At 32.9% G+C, this 19,030-nt stretch carries 19 protein-coding genes and 1 pseudogene; 12 read left to right on the top strand and 8 right to left on the bottom strand.

The annotated features are described in order from the left end of the window. Positions 1-72 precede the first annotated feature (72 nt). The 6 genes and pseudogenes from IPK14_17865 to IPK14_17890 all read left to right on the top strand — a co-directional run bounded on the left by IPK14_17865 (position 73) and on the right by IPK14_17890 (position 3,733). On the top strand, positions 73-798 hold the full coding sequence (locus tag IPK14_17865) for a superoxide dismutase (GenBank protein ID MBK7995175.1): 726 nt from the start codon (positions 73-75) through the stop codon (positions 796-798). 38 nt (positions 799-836) lie between these two features. Beyond that, on the top strand, positions 837-1,118 hold the full coding sequence (locus tag IPK14_17870; GenBank protein ID MBK7995176.1) for an HU family DNA-binding protein: 282 nt from the start codon (positions 837-839) through the stop codon (positions 1,116-1,118). Between the two features lie 23 nt (positions 1,119-1,141). Further along, positions 1,142-1,620, top strand: a pseudogene (locus IPK14_17875) (HIT domain-containing protein). A 6-nt stretch (positions 1,621-1,626) separates the two neighbouring features. Further along, entirely contained in the window at positions 1,627-2,172 is a 546-nt protein-coding gene (locus tag IPK14_17880; protein MBK7995177.1) for a hypothetical protein, read from the top strand. 148 nt (positions 2,173-2,320) lie between these two features. Beyond that, complete coding sequence (locus IPK14_17885; GenBank protein MBK7995178.1) at positions 2,321-2,542, top strand: hypothetical protein; 222 nt, start codon at positions 2,321-2,323, stop codon at positions 2,540-2,542. A 48-nt stretch (positions 2,543-2,590) separates the two neighbouring features. After that, positions 2,591-3,733, top strand: coding sequence for a transposase (locus tag IPK14_17890; protein ID MBK7995179.1), 1,143 nt, complete (start codon positions 2,591-2,593; stop codon positions 3,731-3,733). Between the two features lie 114 nt (positions 3,734-3,847). On the opposite strand, the gene IPK14_17895 is transcribed toward IPK14_17890, so the two are convergent. The 4 genes from IPK14_17895 to IPK14_17910 all read right to left on the bottom strand — a co-directional run bounded on the left by IPK14_17895 (position 3,848) and on the right by IPK14_17910 (position 8,208). Further along, complete coding sequence (locus IPK14_17895) at positions 3,848-4,549, bottom strand: hypothetical protein (GenBank protein MBK7995180.1); 702 nt, start codon at positions 4,547-4,549, stop codon at positions 3,848-3,850. Positions 4,550-4,650: 101 nt separating this feature from the next. Next, positions 4,651-5,634, bottom strand: coding sequence for a hypothetical protein (locus IPK14_17900; GenBank protein MBK7995181.1), 984 nt, complete (start codon positions 5,632-5,634; stop codon positions 4,651-4,653). A 92-nt stretch (positions 5,635-5,726) separates the two neighbouring features. After that, positions 5,727-6,257, bottom strand: coding sequence for a hypothetical protein (locus IPK14_17905; GenBank protein ID MBK7995182.1), 531 nt, complete (start codon positions 6,255-6,257; stop codon positions 5,727-5,729). A 391-nt stretch (positions 6,258-6,648) separates the two neighbouring features. Beyond that, entirely contained in the window at positions 6,649-8,208 is a 1,560-nt protein-coding gene (locus tag IPK14_17910) for a trypsin-like peptidase domain-containing protein (GenBank protein ID MBK7995183.1), read from the bottom strand. A 387-nt stretch (positions 8,209-8,595) separates the two neighbouring features. Between IPK14_17910 and IPK14_17915 the strand changes: the two genes are divergently transcribed. Together IPK14_17915 and IPK14_17920 are read left to right on the top strand one after the other, a co-directional pair. Further along, positions 8,596-9,975, top strand: a complete 1,380-nt coding sequence (locus IPK14_17915) for an alkaline phosphatase family protein (protein ID MBK7995184.1) — start codon at positions 8,596-8,598, stop codon at positions 9,973-9,975. An 80-nt stretch (positions 9,976-10,055) separates the two neighbouring features. After that, on the top strand, positions 10,056-11,231 hold the full coding sequence (locus IPK14_17920) for a glycosyltransferase family 9 protein (GenBank protein ID MBK7995185.1): 1,176 nt from the start codon (positions 10,056-10,058) through the stop codon (positions 11,229-11,231). Between the two features lie 24 nt (positions 11,232-11,255). On the opposite strand, the gene cas6 is transcribed toward IPK14_17920, so the two are convergent. After that, positions 11,256-12,167, bottom strand: coding sequence for a CRISPR system precrRNA processing endoribonuclease RAMP protein Cas6 (cas6, locus tag IPK14_17925; GenBank protein MBK7995186.1), 912 nt, complete (start codon positions 12,165-12,167; stop codon positions 11,256-11,258). A 117-nt stretch (positions 12,168-12,284) separates the two neighbouring features. On the opposite strand from cas6, the gene IPK14_17930 reads away from it, so the two are divergent. After that, positions 12,285-13,016 (top strand): Bax inhibitor-1/YccA family protein, encoded by a 732-nt coding sequence (locus tag IPK14_17930; GenBank protein MBK7995187.1) that lies wholly within the window; start codon positions 12,285-12,287, stop codon positions 13,014-13,016. 139 nt (positions 13,017-13,155) lie between these two features. On the opposite strand, the gene IPK14_17935 is transcribed toward IPK14_17930, so the two are convergent. After that, positions 13,156-13,596: a hypothetical protein gene (locus IPK14_17935; protein MBK7995188.1), complete on the bottom strand. Its 441-nt coding sequence runs from the start codon at positions 13,594-13,596 to the stop codon at positions 13,156-13,158. 220 nt (positions 13,597-13,816) lie between these two features. Between IPK14_17935 and IPK14_17940 the strand changes: the two genes are divergently transcribed. From IPK14_17940 to IPK14_17950, 3 genes are all read left to right on the top strand, one after another. Next, positions 13,817-13,993 carry a hypothetical protein gene (locus IPK14_17940; GenBank protein ID MBK7995189.1) on the top strand — a complete coding sequence of 59 codons (177 nt, stop codon included), beginning with the start codon at positions 13,817-13,819 and terminating at the stop codon, positions 13,991-13,993. Positions 13,994-14,259: 266 nt separating this feature from the next. After that, positions 14,260-14,493, top strand: a complete 234-nt coding sequence (locus tag IPK14_17945; protein MBK7995190.1) for a hypothetical protein — start codon at positions 14,260-14,262, stop codon at positions 14,491-14,493. 159 nt (positions 14,494-14,652) lie between these two features. Continuing rightward, complete coding sequence (locus tag IPK14_17950; protein ID MBK7995191.1) at positions 14,653-15,912, top strand: hypothetical protein; 1,260 nt, start codon at positions 14,653-14,655, stop codon at positions 15,910-15,912. A 323-nt stretch (positions 15,913-16,235) separates the two neighbouring features. Here IPK14_17950 and IPK14_17955 read toward each other — a convergent pair whose 3' ends face one another. Next, positions 16,236-18,665 carry a CHAT domain-containing protein gene (locus IPK14_17955; protein ID MBK7995192.1) on the bottom strand — a complete coding sequence of 810 codons (2,430 nt, stop codon included), beginning with the start codon at positions 18,663-18,665 and terminating at the stop codon, positions 16,236-16,238. Between the two features lie 51 nt (positions 18,666-18,716). After that, a partial coding sequence (locus IPK14_17960; protein MBK7995193.1) for a tetratricopeptide repeat protein occupies positions 18,717-19,030 on the bottom strand: 314 nt, incomplete at its 5' end.

Raw genomic sequence — 19,030 nt, forward strand, 5'->3', positions numbered from 1 at the left:
ACGGGCTAATAGTTTTAATCAAATAACCAAATTCTTATCTATCAAATAACAAATTTATCTGGAGGAAAATAAATGATAACTAGAAGAGATGCAATGAAAGCAATCACCCTAGGAACTGTTGGAGCCGCAGTAGCAGAAAGTGTTCCAGAGGTAAGCGGTTGGAATACAATTCAAGATGCTTTGCCACCAGCATATGCTGGCACTCGTAAAGTAAAAGATCTTCCTTATCCCCCTTCAAAATTAAAAGGTTTAGATGAAGTAATGATGACTAACCATCATGCTAAAAATTATACTGGTACTGTAGGTGCAGTAAATAAACTAGAACAACAATTAGCTACTCTTAATAAAGATACTCCTCCGTTTGTACGTGCTGGTCTAAAGAGACGACAAATAATAATGATGAATTCAGTAATTTTACATGAGCATTATTTTGATAATCTAGGTGGAGATGGTAAGCCATCAGGCAAAGTAGTAGATTTAATTAAAGCTAATTGGGGAAGTTTAGAAGCATGGGAAGCTGAATATCGCGGTACAGGTGCAGGTTTAGCAGGTGGTTCAGGTTGGGTAGTTTTAACTTACTCTTTAGTAGATGGATCACTACATAACATTTGCCAAGATGATCATTCAGTAAATTATGCTATGGGGCGACCATTGCTTGCTATGGATATGTATGAGCATGCATATCAAAAGCAATTTGGCCCAGTAGTTGCTGATTATATGAAAGCTTTTTTGGAAAATGTTAATTGGGATATAGTTAACAAACGACTAGAACAAGTAGCAAGTCTTAAACTTGGGTAAATTATAATTTAGGGCGCGTTTTGCGCCCTTTTCCCTTTATGAATAAAAAACAACTTATCCAAGCAATCAAAAAAGATACCCAGCTAAATAACTTACAAATTAATCAATTAATAACTGAAATATTTGAAACAATTACAAATACATTAGATGAAAATAAAAAGGTTAATTTGCAAGGCTTCGGCGGTTTTTCTGTTTGCCAGGCTAGGCCACGTAAAGGACGAAACCCCAATACAGGACAAATGATAACAGTTCCTGCACGTAAAGTAGTACGATTTCAAACCAGCAGAGTCTTAAAAAAGCAAATAAAAACAAATAAATAAAGGTTTATTTATAAACATAATTTATGGATAGATTATGGAATCCTTGGCGCTACCAATATATTACCGCTACAAAAAAGAATCTGGATGTGTTTTTTGTCGCCTGGCAAATGAAAATAACGATGAAGAAAATTTTATTCTTTATCGTGGTAAATATGCCTATATAGTGCTTAATATTTATCCTTATAATAGTGGGCATTTATTAATTATTCCTTTTGTTCATACTAAGTTACTAGCAGATTTAGAAAAAAATATTAGTGATGAAATAATGGACTTAACTAAAATGTGCCAAATAGCAATAGAAAAAGAGTATCATCCACATGGATTTAATTTAGGGATGAATTTAGGAGAGGCTGCTGGGGCTGGAGTAGCTCAACATCTACATATGCACATTTTGCCGCGCTGGTTTGGAGATGCAAATTTTACTACTGTTATTGGAGAGACTAAAAACCTGCCAGAAATGCTAGTCAATACTTACCAAAGACTAAAACCTTATTTTAGTTAACTATTTATGAGCAAACTAATAGTCTTAAACCAATCAGGACAACTAGCTAACAACTTAGAGGATAAAGACTTATTAATCGCCTACCTTACAGGAAAATTTTCTTTTTCAGAAATACTAGAAATAATTGCTATACCATTAATCTATTCTAGCGAAGAAAGCCTTTTTGATTTTGCAGATGCAACAAATTTGCTAGCTAAAGAAATGCCAAATAATTTTTCCATTTTGGTAAAAAAAATTGGTTATGCTAATAGTTTAGAAATACTGTTTAGTAGTAATTTAATTACTTCGCAAACTGCTTATCACTTAAGGCTTATAAATAAAATATGTTCTTTAGAGGAATTTAATCAACAAGTAAGTAAAATTTCAAAATTAAGTTTAAGTGCTATAGAACTTGCTCTAAATGTTAGTCAAAAAGGAATATATTTAAGTAATGATAGGGCAGAAATTTTAGAAAGGTATGCTTTTGCCTTAAGGTTTTCTCACATAGATCAAAAAGAAGGAATGCAGGCATTTTTAGAAAAACGTCCTCCAAATTTCTCCAGTAACAAATAAATTACCAAAATTTTAATTTTGCTAGCCATCCTTGCTTGGATTCTTGATTTTTAGCTTGTTCAGCTTTTAATTTTTCTATACGTTCGCGCTCAAGTGCTAGCTAGGTGGTGGCATAGCAGGTAGCCCAGCAGTTGGCCTTGGAGGTGGTATGGGTGCAAGCCTGCTTTTAGAACATGGAACAGCATTTTCAGTAGAAAGTGTTGTTGATATACAAATTTTTTTCTTGTTATTTACAGCATCCTCAAATAAAGCTAGGCGTTGCTCATCATTGAGAGGGTCAAGATTTGTAACTTGGAACTGGCACTTCTCACCAAGAAAACGAGCAAGGATGCCCTGTCGTTCACAGCAGGGAGGAATTGCCGTCTTATAAAAATATTTCTTCCGTATTTTACCGTAAGTTGTTATAGTGTAAACAACTATGAAAACAGTATTGAAAATCAAGCTAGAGCCAACAAAAGAACAAAAAGAAATGTTGAGACAAACAATGTTTCAATACAATGCTGCGTGTAATTACATAGCTGAAGTTGCATATGAGAAGAAAATATCAAGTAAATTTAAGTTGCAAAAACTTGTTTATAATACTGTAAAAAAAGACTTTAATCTATCAGCACAAATGACAGTTAGAGCTATTGCTAAGGTCTGTGAAGCTTACTCTAGAGATAAAAACATACTTCCCAAGTTCCGCCTAGATGGAGCTATTGTCTATGATGACTGCATTATGTCTTTTCTTGCAGATGAAAAACTTAGTCTTTGGACTGTTAATGGTCGCCAAAAAATACAAATGATTTTTGGTGACTATCAAAGACAGCAATTCCAATATAGAAAAGGACAAGTTGATTTAGTATTAGTTAGTAATACTTTCTATCTATTTGTTACTTTGGATATTAAAGAACTTCCTAAAACTTCCCCTAAAGAATTTATAGGAGTAGACCTTGGTATTGTAAAACTCCTAGTAGATAGCCTTGGCTATGAAGCTAGTGGTGAAATCATTGAAAGAATTAGGCTTAAATATCTTAAACTTCGTAGAGATTTGCAAAAGTGTCGTTCAAAAAATGCGAAACGTAAACTAAAAAAGATAGCTCATAAGGAAAAAGAATTTCGTCGCCAAATCAACCACATAATATCAAAAGCATTGGTAAAACGCGCTAAAGACACAAATTCTGCTATAGCATTAGAAGAACTAAAGCATATACGCAGTAGGACAACGGTTCGCGCCAAAGACCGAGCTAGGATAAGTGGATGGGCTTTCGCTCAACTTCAATCTTTTATTCTTTATAAAGCTAGAATTGCTGGAGTAGTTGTTATCTTCGTAGATGCTCGTAATAGTAGCAGAGAGTGTAACGTTTGCCATTTTGTTGCTAAACGTAATCGTCCTAATCAATCTATATTTTGTTGTGCCAAATGTGGTCATAGCGATAACGCTGATCATAACGCCGCTAAAAACATTGCTGATCGTGGCAAAATTCTCTGGGCATCTGTCAATATGCCTATCGCAGTCCATGCTGATCCTACAATTGTTGCCTCTCTGGAACTGCAAGCTCGGCTTTTCAAAGCCGAGTAGTTGACAAAAACGGACTTCATTACTTGTTCCTTGTAACTCTGAAAATTGCTTTTCACAAATAAATGAGAATTTTACATTAAGTGCCATTTTTATTTCCTCCAATTTGTGAAAATATTATTCTCTAATTTCTGCTGTAATTCTTTTAACTCCTTCCTCAATAGTTTTATTTAAGCTTAATTGTTTAGTAGTATGTTCAGTTACAGAAGGTTGAGGCATTAGGTAATTATTATTGGTGTTATCTTGTAGTCTATTATTATTAAATAAACTAATAGGTGGTTGCTCACCAATATTGCTATTATTAATTAAATTACTATTAGAGGTTTGGTCAAAAGCAAATTGGGAATGTCTATCTAAAGTACGATCAGGAATAGACTGAGGAGGAGTACTAAAAAGAACTCCATTAATAATAATACCTACACCAATTAAAAAAACTAGCAAACCTGCGGGCCAACCAATTAATGCTAAAGGCATAATTACAACTTTACCTAAAAGCATTATAAGTGTCACCCCTAAACCTACCGCAGCCGTAATAACACCAGCACGAAGACGACGCAACCGACGCTCAACTGGGGATTCTAGAAATTTTTCTACCTCTGGTAAAACTTCTTCAGCAACCTTTTTTAGATCACTAGCAGATTTTAAGGTTTGAATTTTTGTCGCAATTGCTCGTCCAATTTCTTCACGCGCAGAAATTGCAGAAACCGTAATGGAATCAGGTTTTTGCAGTAAGTTGCGCAAAGTTTTCATATCCGAACCACAAGCCCTGCAAAATTGACTAGTTTGGCGTTCTTCTGTTCCACAACTAGGACAATACATTTTCCACCTCTTTTTTAACTGCTATTAAGTTTGGAATGTGTTTAAGTTTTGGTTATCTTAGCATCTTAACGCTTATTTTTCTATCTTAGATCAATTGGTTTTTAAGGTTGAGAACTTAAGATTTCTGCTAAGCGGGTATGGTCAATGGAAAAAACTTTTACTGTTTCATTTTGATAAACTAAGCTTAAAAAACTATCATCTCCTGCACGTTTAAGAAGATGGCGAAAGTCCCTAGCCGATTGTGCTTCTTGATTATTATTAACTAATTTCTCATCTATAAAAATAATATAACTTACTTTAAGTTGTTGGCAAACTTGGGGGTTAGTAGGAAGTGGAATTGCTTTGCGCTGGCAATAAATATAGGCGTATGCTTCTAATGCAGGTATACAGCCCATTAAACTATCTTTAGGAGTATTTTCTTTAACCCATTTATAAGCTGCTACAGTATTTTCCCCAAATTCTGCTGCTTGTGGGTTAAAGTCTCCAGTACGCCAAACTGTAGTAATAAAGCGCATATCACTGATTAAGTGAGAAAAAACTAGGCAAATTACTAGTGTGTTAATTACATATGCTGCTAAATCATTCTTTTTCTGTAATTTAGTTGCTAATAAATTTAGTAATTTTTCTAAGCTATTAAAAAATGCTAGACAAAGAAAAGGAATTATTGGAATCAAAAACCGGCTTGGCTCCCAAGGCCAAACTAAAAGTAACCCTAAGTAGAACAATAAATAAAGTGTAGTAATTTTAGGTTTAGGCCATAAACTAGCTAAAATATTTAAGATAACTAATAGGCTAATAAATAACCTAATTGGATAGGAAAGTAAATTAAGAATTTGATTTTCTAAAACTGTTGAACTCGCAGCTAGCGAAAAAATAATACGAGGAATTTCTTTACTAACTATTAATTGAGCATTTTCTTTTGCCTTATTAGCTAATGCTTTAGCTAAACTTTTTTCTGTCTCGCTATCTGTGTTTGTATACTGCACCACCATATCAGTCAAATAGCGGCTTGTCCCACCTCCACCAGTTCGCTTAGCTAAGAGTAACCAAGGTGAAAGTAGCAATATTACTAAAGAAATTAACAAAAAAACTTTTGTAAACTCTCGTCTGATAATCCAACTAACAACAATTGCTGGTAGGAGTAAAACACCTATTGATCTAGTAAGTATACAAATAACTAGTAAAACAGCAGAAATAAAAGGTATCGAGACAGATTTGTTTTCTCTTGATAAATATTTAGGGAGATTAACGCTAGGATAGAAAATAGCAAGTAAGCTGTTTCTGATGCTACTCGGCAGCTATGACCAACTAAAGCAATAGAAGTAGCAGAAATTATTATTGAATAAGTAATTACTTTTAAGTTATAACCTTCTTTTATAGCTAATTTAGTAAAAACATATAAACCTGCTGCTCCAAAAATGATTAGTATTATCTTAAAAATAATTAGCTTAGTATCTAATGCTAAATTAAACCAACTAGGCAGAGCTAAAAAAACTGATAACATAGGAGGGAAAAGCTTATGTATTTGTGGAGTAGGTAAATTAACATCTACATAACCTTGACCATCTGCTAAAGCTTGGGCAAGCATTATATAATAAGCATCATCAAACCAATTAAACCGGTTATTAAGTACCAACAAACCAGCAATTACATAAAAGCTAATAGCAATAAATAGAAAAATTTGTTGGTATTTAGCAGTATTTAACAAATGCTGTTGTCCTTGAAAGCCTTGCCTTGAAAGGCATGGCTACTTTCAAAAGCCACTTTGTGGCTAATTATTTCTTTAGCCCTGTAGGGCTACTGATAATAGCCCGGCCCTGTAGGGCTGGGCTTTAGGGCAAGGCGTTAATTTAATACAACGTAAACAAAGTTTTTTGACATTTTTATTTCTTAAAGCCCCAACGGGGCGAAAGATAGGTAGCCTAGGGTTTCAACCCTAGGTATAATAATCAGGCATTCCCAAAAGCCCCTTCAGGGCTTGAAGAGACTTCGTTATTATTTCCTAGGGCGTATACCCTAGGAAATAATAGTTAAGTCGCCCCGTTGGGGCTTAAGATTAAAATATCAGTAAATTTAGTTTACAGAGTATTTAATTAATTTTATTTTGCAAGTCTTTCTTGTTTTATTTCTAACGCAAATTTTATTGGAATACCTAGATTTGAACCTTGTACTGGCACGCCACGATCAGTTGTTAAGATAGATGAGTTGATACCGATTACATCACCTTCACTATTAAAAATAGGACTCCCTGAGCCACCTTCTGTTGTTGCGGCATCATGGATTATTCTGCCAGCATTTAAGCCATTAATATGGCCTTGGCTAATTAACGGATGAATTAAACCTCGCTCAGAAACTTCATTAATTCTTTCTTCTGGGGAAAATGCTTTACGATTAATTTCATTTTTTACTTTATCATCTAGCCGTTCAATCAAACCGTCTACCCCTGTTGGATAGCCAACCAGAACAATAGCTTGACCAATAGTTGCTGCTTCACTTGCTGGGTTAATAGGAAGTTTAGTAATTGCTGCATCTCCTTGGTTAAAAATGCAAAGTGCTACGTCGTTTTCCTTAGAAAACGTTTTTACTTTTAATTCAAACTTAGGTTTAATTCCAGGAAAATAAGCATATAACTCAACTATTTCAGGTTTACCACCTTGGGCAATTATTAAGCGGTCTGTGTCGTCTTGCCACCAAGGATGAACTACATGGCGGTTAGTAAAAACTTCTCCTTCATCAATTAAAAAACCTGTTCCAGAGAATGCTTCATAGAAAACTGCTCCTGTACCATCAAAACTAACATTTGATTGACCTGTTTCGTCTATCAAAGGTCGGTTGTTAAAAGCACTATCCAAGTAACGTAACTGTTTGCCAGTTTGAGGATTAATATAAGTATAAACACCTTGAATCAAACATACTCCACCTTGATATGTTTCATTAATGGTTTGTGCTAGGTTAAAGCGTTTACGGTCTTTATTCCATGCTTCTAGTAGTTGTTCATTTTTTGTTTTTAGCTCTGAAATTGTACGAAGGTTTTTTTCTTGCTCCTGGTTTAACGTAGTAATTACTTGAGATTGATTTTTAAGTGATTGAAATATATAAACTAAAGGAAACATAAGTCCTATCACACTTAGTAATGATAGAACAACACAAAAAATCTTAAATGCTTGAGGTATTTCGCTCCAAAGGCCAGAAACTAATCCTTTAAGAAATCTAGTTGCTGTTTGTGGGTGAATATGCCCCACCACGTCAACTTCTGGAAAAAGATGTGCTTTGTTGTTATTTGTGGTAGGTTGTTTAGGTTGAGGTAAAATAGATTTATCTTCAATTATGTGCATAGAATAGCGTGATTCTTTATCCCTAAGCTGAAACCCTAGTAAATCACCATCTTGTAATTCTACTGTATTATCAATAAGTATTTTATCAATAGGGTTATCGTTAATAAAAATAGTACATTTTTCTTTGTTATGGTGTATTAAGTGGAATCCTGTAGGCTTAAAGATGATTTCTGATGCAACAAAATTATATTCTTCTGTAGTTTCTTCTATAGGAAGAAGTAAATCACAACTTCTATCTGTACCTATTAGTATAATTTCTTTATCAAATATATATGTTTTACCTCTCTCTTTACCTGAGAGGGAGACGAGCATCAAACTTGGCATGAGTTAATTGTTTTACTTAACACAATAGTTATTTTGATGTGTTAGTTTACCTTATCATAAAAACTTATTAGTAATACTTTTTTAAATAATTCTTATTAGTAAACTATTATTGCTAAATAATTATTTATATAGTTAGTTAACAATAGCTTATCAATAAATTCTAACCATCCAAAATACTTAAAGAATACTCTTAATTTTGGAGTGAGGCTTTTTAATATAGTACACCTTTTGTTTAGTTTCAGACAAGGCAAAGATCAAGATTGTTTGCCCCTAGAGCAACCAGTAAGGATATGTTTATTTTATTTGTTTTTGGCACATGTGCTTGTCAATTGTTGTTTAAGAAATTACGATAGTTAGCTAATTTTCTAGTTTTAGGAGCAAAAATTAATGAAAAAAGTTATGGTGATTGGGCTAGATTGTGCAGCCCCACAGCTAGTTTTCGACAAGTGGAAGGATGATTTACCTAATCTTAGATCTTTAATGGAAAAGGGGGTTTGGGGTAAATTACGATCTACTGATCCACCTATTACTGTTCCAGCCTGGATGTCAATGTTAACCTCAAAAAGTCCGGGTAGGCTTGGTTTTTATGGGCTACGTAACCGAGCCGACTATTCTTATGCCAAAATGTCTATTCCAAATTCTGCTCAAGTTAAAGAACCTACAGTTTGGGAAATTCTTTCAAAAGAAGGAAAAAAATGTATTGTTTTAGGTGTTCCACAAACCTATCCACCTAAACCATTAAATGGTTATTTAGTCTCTTGTTTTCTAACACCTAGCACTAAAAGCGGTTTTACTTATCCTAAAGAATTTAAGGCTGAAGTAGAAGAAGTTACTGAAGGCTATATCTTAGATTGTAATAATTTCCGAACAGATGACAAAGATCGAATCCTAAACCAAATCTTTGAAATGACAGACAAACGCTTTAAGCTAGCTAAACATTGTCTACAAACTAAAGAATGGGATTTCTTTATGATGGTAGAAATGGGAACAGATCGCATTCATCATGGTTTTTGGAAATATATGGACACAACACACTTAAAGCATGAACCAGGCAACCCCTACGAAAATTCTATTAAAAACTACTACAAGTTCTGTGATGAGCGTTTAGGTGAACTCTTAAAAATAGCTGGGCCAGAAACTACCGTTTTAGTTGTCTCTGATCACGGTGCAAGAAAAATGGATGGTGGAATTTGTATTAATGAATGGTTAATAAAAGAAGGCTACCTTACCTTAAAAGAGATGCCAAAAGAACCTGCTCCAGTAGAAAAATGTGATGTTGATTGGGAAAAAACCCGCGCTTGGGGTTCAGGTGGCTATTATGCCCGTCTAATGGTTAATGTAAAGGGCAGAGAGCCACAAGGAACGGTTGCACCAGGTGAAGAATACGAAGCTTTTCGTAATGAATTAATCGCAAAACTAGAAGCTTTGCCAAATCATGAAGGCAAGCCTATGCAAACAAAAGTTGTCCGCCCAGAAGATGTTTATCCAATTTGTGAAAATATTCCACCAGATTTGTTTGTTTATTTTGATGACTTAAACTGGCGTTCTGTCGGCTCAATTGGACTAAATGAAATTTATACTTTTGAAAACGATACAGGCCCAGACGATGCTAACCACGACTGGCATGGAATCTTTCTAATGCAGCGTCCAACGGATGACACTAGCGTTAATCGTACAGATCTAGACATTAAAGACGTTGCCCCTACAATCTTGCATTATATGGATCAAGTTATTCCACAAGATATGGAAGGCAAAGTAATTAAGTAATTATTTAGGTTTTTAAGGAAAGAAACCAGGTATTTCTTTCCTTAAAAATTTTTCTGCTAAAACAAAAGTAGCTAAATTAAATGTATTACAATTTTGAATATTGGCTAGAACATGCAATAGAAAAATCCTTACGCATTTATAGTGCTATTTTTTTAAGAAAACCTCCTCAACCAAACCCATCAGAAATTAAAAAAATCCTTATTTGTGCTTATCATGGCTTAGGTAATTTTATTTTATATACTCCAACAATTGCCGCGCTAAAAAAACATTTTCCTGATGCTGAATTTCACCTCCAAACAGGCAATAACACAGGTTGTGAGTATGTTTTAGAAGGTGCAGGATATTTTACAAAAAACTATGATATTTCTAATCGTCAAAGCTGGTCGGACTGGATTAAGCATATTCTCAAAGTTCGACATAGCAACTATGACATGATTATTAGTGAATTTCATAGTAATTCATATTTCTTAGCTTTAATGGTAAGTTTTAGCCGTGCTAAATACCGAGTTGGGCATGTTCGTAGTCCGGGTTGGCCGGATCGTTACGGGTTTATCTACAATGTAGGCGTAAAAATGGAGGAAGCCCAACATGAAGTTGATCGCTATTTTGCTCTTGCTCAGGCTTTAGGCGTAGATGAAAAATTACTTAATCAACCTCCTTTTATGTATATTGCTGATAGCGATCAAGCTATTGCCCGGCAATTTTTGACAAGCCGACAAATTAAACCTAACTCTTTAATAATTGGGATTCAAATGGGAACATCTCCAACAATGCGTTGGAAACAATGGCAACCTGCACGCTATCGAGAGTTAGTTATTAAGCTAACTAGCCGATTTCCAAAAGCTTTTTTATTAATGCTAGGGGCCAAAAATGAAGTAGCAATGATTAAGGAAGCTTTAGAAGGTTTATCAGGAAATATTATTATTGCCGCAGGTGAAACAAACATCCCTCAAGCCGCTTCTTTAATTGACCAATGTGATTTGCTAGTTTGTAACGATAGTGGACTAATGCACATAGCCGTAGCGATGCAAACACCTGTTGTTGCTATTTATGGGCCAACTGATTATCGCCGGACTGCTCCATTAGGTAAACTTCATGTAATGATTAGAAAAGAATTGCCTTGTAGCCCATGTTTTAAGCTAACAGGTGATAGCCAAGTAACTACTTGTCCTCATCACGATTGCCTTAACACTATTGAAGTTGCCGAAGTTTTTGATATGGTAGTAAAAAAAGTAACTGAGCTAGGAAAAGCATAAAACATGTTGTTTTTATCCAACAAGTTAAACAGATATTTTTAGTTGTCCTAGGCCAAATGCCGTGGATGTTCCTATATTTAAGTGTTCTCCAAGAAGTAAAACAGGAAGAAATTTTCTTAAATTTTCACCTCTAAAACTTATACTGCCCATCAAACCACCAATTCTTAATCTAGCCTTTTGACGATTAGAATATCGTTCTGTATCAAACCAATAAGTATTGTCATTTGTTAGAGTTACACTAGATGCTTCTTTTAAAAGTTTGTCAAACAACTCTGTTTCTTTCAGACTTAACTCGTCGCCATGAAATTGTTCTAATAAAGAAAATCTACGAATCAAGTTTTTTATAAGTAGTTCAAAAGTTAATTGGTTTTCATCATTCATGCCAACATAAAAATCTCTGCCAGTACGAAGCCTTAAAGGTGTTAAAAGCTCTATTTTAAGCTCTTTAGGATCATTAAAACTTGTTAAACGGCTTTCAATTAAGCTTTTAAAAGGTATTCGTTTAACAGTTAAACCCGTTTTGCACATATCTTTAACGCTATTAATAATATATGGCAGATAATAACAGGCTTTTCCTATTAATTTTATTCCAAAAACCAGTTTATCCCCTTCAACAAACTTTTTAAGTGTTTCAGTTCCCTGAAGCGGAGGTGGGACTACTATATAAGGATTTGGTGTATCCGCTTGTTTTTGCAAACGTTTAGCAGCAGATTTAGAGGCTGTTTCAAAAAGATAATCATAGGGGCAAAAATCTTCATAAGTACAATAATTAGAACAATTTGCAATTCCTAATCTACAAGCAACTAGTTTTAGGGACTGCCCAAAAGCACCTCGTAAAGTTGTTCCAAGGAAACTAGGTAAAGAAACTGGCTGACAAACTCTAAGTTCAAAGGCTACAGTTAAAATTTCTAAACTAGCAAAACTATCTAGTATCATAGGAACACCTTTTAGAAAAATGTAAGTTGGGGAATATTTTTTTCAATGCTAAAATACCCATAAACATAGTTAATTGTACAGAGAATGTCAAAATAGTTAGGTAAAAGGAAGGTGTATATGGGCGGTTTCTTTCAAGAACAAGACCAAAAACAAAATTCTTGGGGTGGTGCAAATAATTGGGAAGTAGCTAGCAAACCTACTGCTGCAACAGCACCCCTAGCAGAAAGAGTAGGTTTTATTCGTAAGGTATATGGACTATTTTTTGCTGGAATTTTATTTGCAATGGTAGGCGTTGGAATAGGATTTTCTTTTCCTCCAATAATGATCGCAATTATTGAACATCGTTGGATTTCATTGTTTGTCTTAATTGGTGCTGTAATTGGGACACAAGCTGTTAGGCTAGTAAAAGGTATTAATCTATTAGCTTTATTTGGCTTTACTACTTTAATGGGAATATTCCTTTCTCCACTTCTAGCAATTCTAGCTATTAATAATCCAGCATCCATTGTTCAATCTGGAGTTTTAACCCTAGGCATTTTTGGTGGGCTAACAGTTTACGCGTTTGTATCTAAAAAAGACTTTAGCTTTATGAAGGGAATGCTTACAGTAGGTTTAACCGTTGTGGTTTTATCAGTTGTGCTAAATATTTTTCTAGCTTCTAGTGCTTTTTCTTTTGGTATTGCTGTTGCGTCATTACTACTATTTTCTGGTTATGTTTTATATGACACGCAACAAATACTACACCGCTACCCAACTAATGAATATGTTGCAGGTGCTTTAGATTTATTTTTAGATGTCTACAATATTTTTGTTGCATTGCTTAGAATTCTTAATGCTGGAAGAAATTAATTAATTTGGTAATGGTGAAAAGGTAATACTGAACAGTTGTTCAGTATTACCTAGAAAATAAATTTTGAAACTTGTTTCAAAACAACAGACTTTCAGTATTGCATTTTGCACAATATATTGATTTTTTCTGTCTCTAAAACTACTGAAGTTCTACAGCCCAATTGCCAACTATTGGATATTTCTCTTCAAAAGGAGCAAGCTGTTTAGGAAAGCGAAATGTTAAGTCAGCAAAACCTTCTGTGTTTGAGTTTCTTAAGTAAAATATTGATGTAGGTTTTTCATATAAACCTATTGTATCAATATTATCTCCATTAAAATCTCCAACTATGGGTAAAAAACCTCTATTTGGTGATCCATAAAGAAATGTTAAGTCAGCAAAACCTTCTGTGTTTGAGTTTCTTAAATAAAATATTGATGTAGGAACTTCATATAAACCTACTGTGTCAGTACCATCTCCATTAAAATCTCCGACTATGGGTAAAAAACCTCTATTTGGTGATCCATAAAGAAATGTTAAGTCAGCAAAACCTTCTGTGTTTGAGTTTCTTAAATAAAATATTGATGTAGGAACTTCATACAAGCCTACTGTGTCAATACCATCTCCATTAAAATCTCCAACTATAGGTAAAAAACCTCTATTTGGCCCCCCATAAAGAAATACTAAATCTGCTGGCCCACTGCTATTTGAGTTTTTTAAGTAAAATATTGATGTTGCTGGGTCGTATAAACCTATTGTGACAATACCATCTCCGTCAAAATCTCCTGTTATTGGTATAAGACCATTATTTGGAGTTCCATAATTGAAAATAAGGTCTGAAAAACCAGGTCTTTTTAAGTTAAAAGTGGCTGTATTATTTATAAAGACTCCTACTGAATCACAAGAGGGACTAGTGCAGAAATTATCTTCTGTAAAAATAATACCGCCACCGCCACCACCCTCACCACCAAGACCATCTTCAAAATCTTCTTGTGCATAGGTTTCTGAACCAAAACAAAAAACTAATAAAAAAAGTAGAAAAAGAGTTGTTAGATATCTGTTATATTTTTCATCTTTTCTCCTTATAAGTTTAAGAAATTTATTGCTTCCTACTTTACAGCCTTAAAAAAACCTACTAGTGGGAAAATAGTAATTCCGAAATTCACTCCCTCTAAAAGTAAAATCTGATTAGTATTATTCTTTTATAAGTATTTGTTTTAATGAGTATTTAGAAAGTATCTGATTAAATAGATGTATAAAGCTCAATTGAGTAAAGAAGATTTGCTAAATGACCAAGAAGACTTATTAGTTAGAGCTTTCCAGCTAGCTTTTTTTATTCATCCAAATAAAGATATAGCACTTGAAATAACTTCTAATGCTTTTGAAATGTGGGAAGTAATTTGTGAACGTCAAGATAAAAGGCATTATTACAATCTTAGAGGTCGTTTCTTAGCTAATCAGGAAAAGAAAAAACAACGATCAAAGGTGTATATGCATTAAGAGCAATTATTACAAAGGCTGATTTATAAGCTTTCAGAAAACTATGAGTTAACTGCCACTTGGTCTAAAAGTGTTGACGAAGAAGGATTATTGGTATGTTACCTTAAGCGTTTATTGTCTATGATGCTTAAACATAATTCTTTTAGTGCAGTAGTAGGTATGAGCCGAATACTACACAAATATAGTAATAGGGAAACAGTTAAGATTTATATGTCATTGGCTCCTAATCGTACTACTCAAGATATTGCTAACATTGAACGAGAATCTAAGCGATATAAAAGCAAGTTTTTTAGTCAACTAAAGGAGTCTTTTGGTAACTTTTTAAGTATTTCTAAACAGGAAAATGAAGAACGCTTTGAAATAGTCAAAGATCCTGATAAGTTTCTTATATTATTGGAGTTAGTTGAAGATTGCTTAGATCGTTTTAAACCTTGGGCAACAGAATGTATTAGCTCTTTTAATGATTTTATTTTTAATGATGATAATCCTGATAATGAATTCCTTGTTGAACTTAAAAGAATTCATTCAGTAATTCATTACAATTGCTACACACAATTAACAACAACACTAAACTTAGTTTATCCTAAAGATCGTTTAGAGATCCCCTTATTTTCTTTAACAAAAAATTTAAATGATAAAAATTCCCAAAATAGACGTAAGCCGCCTGATGCAACAAAAGAACTATCTATTATTCCTCAAAAGCTAGAAGAAACTGCAAAACGTCGTAAAAATACTCTGTCTGGAATATTATCAATAATTGTGGATGGAAAGGAAAAAACGGTTTTTAACCTTTTTATAGAAAAATATAAAAGCCTCCAGCTATCAGAGGATGCAGAACTTATAGAAATTCGTGCTAAAGAAACCGGTTTATTATTAACAACACACTTAATTACACAGGAAATTACTATAAAACGACAAAAGTCGCAAAATTACAAAATCAAGCTTGAAGGAGGACAAACAATAGATTTAATTATTGATTTTTTAGAAAATGAACAAACAAATCAAGAAGGAAAAATTTCTCTACATATCTACTACAAAGAAACATATTTCCCAAGAATATTAGTTTTTATGTGGAGAAAATTAATTTATAGAATAAATATATCTTTTCAACCTTATGCTGTTAGACCCCAAATAGCAATTGTACTAGCTTGTTTTATTGTGCTAACGGTTTTATCCTATTTTTACTTCAGTTATATTTTATCATCACAAAAACCTCTAACTAGCAAAGAAGAAATAAAAAAAACTGAACCAATTTTAATTAAAGAGCCATCATTTAATATTCCTACTAATACTAATCCTAGTTCTAATCCCAAACCTGATAAATTAGTTAAACAAAAAAAATCTTTGCCTAAAGTTTCAAAACGAAACCTTAAAACAAATCTTCCTATAATCCCCCAAATTTTACAGAACGTGGAGTAAGACAAGCAAAAAGAATTATTTGCTGTAAAAAACTCTATATAAAACTCCAAAATCAAGAAAATCAAGAAATTCAAGAAGATATAGAAGATTTTATAACTCAAAATAGTACCTTAAAAGTAGCGGATTTTGTTATTCAAGCAGATGCAATCTTACAATATTCAGAAGAAAAAAAAGCTGTTTTCTTAGTTAACAAAACAGGTGATGTACTTTGGCAAAGAGAATTATTAAAAACCAACTTTAATAAAGATAATCTAATAAACATCATTAATGAATTACTTAAAGAGATTGAAAGGCTTACAAACCAATAACAACTAGTTTTATTTTTACCATTCCCCTTGTAACTGAAAAGCTGCCCAATAATAAGGCAATTGCCATTTAGGTTCTTTCATCAGTGAAAGTTGTGCTGTTCGTAATGCTTCTGAAGGTGTTAGTTTTGAATTAAATATTTCTCTATAAAACTTTACCATTAATTCCGCAGTTGCTTGATCATTAGTATTCCATAAACTTACTACTAAACGTTTTGTTCCTGCATGCATAAAAGCATGTGTTAAACCTATTAACCCTTCTCCACTAACTTCTTTACCTAAAGCAGTTTGGCAAGCACTAAGTGTTATCATCTCAGCATCAAACCTTAAATTAAAAATTTCATTGAGTGTTAAAAAGCCATTTATTTCTTTTCCCTCTTTATCTATCAAAGATAACACCAAAGCTGTAAATTGTGGGTTTTCACTATCTACTAGTCCATGTGTAGCAAAATGAATATATTGATATTTCTTCAAATTTCTATTAGTTATATTGTTAAGATTAGCATCAAAACCAAGACAAGCCTCTGATTGGTCATAAGGTAAAAAGCTAGTTATAGTTTTTATTTCTTCACCTGTAAATTTTAATCTTGTTAGTTTGCCACCAAATCTAATAAATGGTTTCTCTAAAATAGTTCTGGATAATTTTTCATTTTGACTCTTTAGATGTCCTATTTTCTTAAGTTTCTGCTTTGCTTCTTTACTAAATAAACTCTCTCTAATCCTTACATCGTCATATCCAAATATTGGATCACCAAAAAGAATTATTGTTTTAGCGGTAGCAATATTATGTGAGTTTTTTTGTTTTAGTAATAGTAGTGTAGAAATAGAAGGCTCAGTTACTATTGTATGGTTAACAATTAATGGTAAATATTGTTTAGAAGGGAGTTTTTTTATTTTTGGTTCTGCAAGTGTACTAAATGAAATAAAGTTGAGTATTCCATCAGCAACTATCACAAGACGTTTTTTATCCAATTTATCAATGGCAGGTAGTAGTAATAAATCGCTTAATTCAGTAGCTAGATTCTCATAGTCTTTTCTAACAAGCCTTGCTTTTCCTTTTAACCCAAAGTCCATATTTGTACTTAAAGAATTATATAGATCTTTTGCTTTTTTATTGATAATACTTCGTTTTGCAAGCCGATAACTAGCAAAGTGATTAAAGCTAACTACCCATAAATAACTATCATTTTCACCTAAACAGTATTCTAAAAGCACAGTATTTTGATCAAGTATTTCTCTTTGAATTTCTTCTAAAGAAATTGGTTTAGGTTTATTTAATGTAGCATAAATAGTGCTTCCATTTTTTATTTTAAGCTCAATTTGTTCTAGTTCTTTATTAATTTCTTTAATTTCTTTCTGTAACTTAAAAATTTCCTCTTTTGATAATTTTTTATCACCTAATTGAGCTTTCAATAAAGCCGCCGTTTTTTCATTTAATTCTTCATTTAAGTCTTCTTCTTGTTTAATAAGTTCTACATTTAAGCCTTTACGAATATCTACTTTACTTTGATTTACTAGGTCTAATAGAGTGTGTGCATGACTATTTTCATTAACAATAAATGCTTGTATATCATAGCCAACTAATGGTTGTTGTCTATGTAATTGCATTAGTAAGTCAATATAAAATTTATACTTATCTTGCGCGGATGAAAAATAGCTAGTACGCAAATCCTGTATTTTAATGTTATCTCTTGAAGATTCAACTATTTCTATGGATTCTTTAATACTTTCTAAAGCTTGGTCAAGATTGTTAGTGTTGCATTTAATAGAGGCTATTATAAATAATGCTTCTGATTGTCCAATAGGGTTTTTTATACTTTTGTAAATTTCTAGAGCTTGATTAGAGAATTCTAAAGCTTTTTCTAGTTCTCTTTTAGCCTCATAAACTATTCCAAAATTAATCAAATTTGAAGCTTCTTGAGAGAGGTTTCCTGTTGTTTTGTTTAATTCCAAGGATTTCTCAAGATAATTTAATGCTTTATCATATTTTTTTTGCTCAATATAAATTACTGCAATAGTATTTAATGTAACTGCTTGGGCAACAATTTCTTTTAGTTCTAACTGGATATTTAATGCTTTATTTAAGCATTTTAATGCTGCTTCCTTGTTTCCTTTTTTTTTTTTATAAATAGCTCCCAAATTAGAAAGGATTTCATTTATTCCTATTAAGTCCCCTAGTTTGGTACGTAATTCTAAAGCCTTGTTAAAAAATTCTAAAGCATCATCAAAATTTGCTAAATAGAAGTAAAAACCACCTATTGAATTGTAAGCTGTAGCTTGACCAGAAATATCTCCTAGTTTTATGTTTAAGTTTAATGCTTCATATAAAGCTGCTAAAGCTTTTTGGTTATCTCCTAATTCTATGTAAACGACCCCTATAAAATTAAGTGTATGTGTTTTACCTGAAAGGTTTCCAATTTTAGTATCAAGCTCTAGGGATCTATTCAATATTTCTAGAGCTTTTGATTGTTTCCTATATCCCTGTATACTTTACCAATATTAAATGCTATTGCAGCTTCTATAGTAATATTTTTCTGCTTCATTGGCAATCTTTAATGCTTGGTTAAGATATTCTAAAGCTTTTTGGTTATCTCCTATAAAATTATAGATTTCGCCTATAAGTTGTAATGTATTAGCTTCACTGCTAGGGTTATCTAACTGTTTCCATTTAGCAAGTGCTTTGTTCAAACATTCTAAAGCTTGATCATTTCTCCCTATTGTGGTGTATGCTGTTCCAAGAAAAACATTTATGTTAGCTTGCCCTTCAATATTTCCTATCTTTTCATATATAGATAAAGACTTAATATAATTTT

Source organism: Blastocatellia bacterium (assembly GCA_016713405.1).
In the GTDB taxonomy this organism is placed as follows: Bacteria; Acidobacteriota; Blastocatellia; order Chloracidobacteriales; family JADJPF01; genus JADJPF01.

What these genes read in the sequence shown, in the direction of transcription:
- IPK14_17920 (MBK7995185.1), top strand. Translation starts at nt 10,056, where the DNA reads ATGTATTACAATTTTGAATATTGGCTAGAACATGCAATAGAAAAATCC.
- IPK14_17915 (MBK7995184.1), top strand. Translation starts at nt 8,596, where the DNA reads ATGAAAAAAGTTATGGTGATTGGGCTAGATTGTGCAGCCCCACAGCTA.
- cas6 (MBK7995186.1), bottom strand. Translation starts at nt 12,167, where the DNA reads ATGATACTAGATAGTTTTGCTAGTTTAGAAATTTTAACTGTAGCCTTT.
- IPK14_17910 (MBK7995183.1), bottom strand. Translation starts at nt 8,208, where the DNA reads ATGCCAAGTTTGATGCTCGTCTCCCTCTCAGGTAAAGAGAGAGGTAAA.
- IPK14_17885 (MBK7995178.1), top strand. Translation starts at nt 2,321, where the DNA reads ATGGGTGCAAGCCTGCTTTTAGAACATGGAACAGCATTTTCAGTAGAA.
- IPK14_17930 (MBK7995187.1), top strand. Translation starts at nt 12,285, where the DNA reads ATGGGCGGTTTCTTTCAAGAACAAGACCAAAAACAAAATTCTTGGGGT.
- IPK14_17890 (MBK7995179.1), top strand. Translation starts at nt 2,591, where the DNA reads ATGAAAACAGTATTGAAAATCAAGCTAGAGCCAACAAAAGAACAAAAA.
- IPK14_17865 (MBK7995175.1), top strand. Translation starts at nt 73, where the DNA reads ATGATAACTAGAAGAGATGCAATGAAAGCAATCACCCTAGGAACTGTT.
- IPK14_17950 (MBK7995191.1), top strand. Translation starts at nt 14,653, where the DNA reads ATGAGCCGAATACTACACAAATATAGTAATAGGGAAACAGTTAAGATT.
- IPK14_17895 (MBK7995180.1), bottom strand. Translation starts at nt 4,549, where the DNA reads ATGTATTGTCCTAGTTGTGGAACAGAAGAACGCCAAACTAGTCAATTT.
- IPK14_17880 (MBK7995177.1), top strand. Translation starts at nt 1,627, where the DNA reads ATGAGCAAACTAATAGTCTTAAACCAATCAGGACAACTAGCTAACAAC.
- IPK14_17870 (MBK7995176.1), top strand. Translation starts at nt 837, where the DNA reads ATGAATAAAAAACAACTTATCCAAGCAATCAAAAAAGATACCCAGCTA.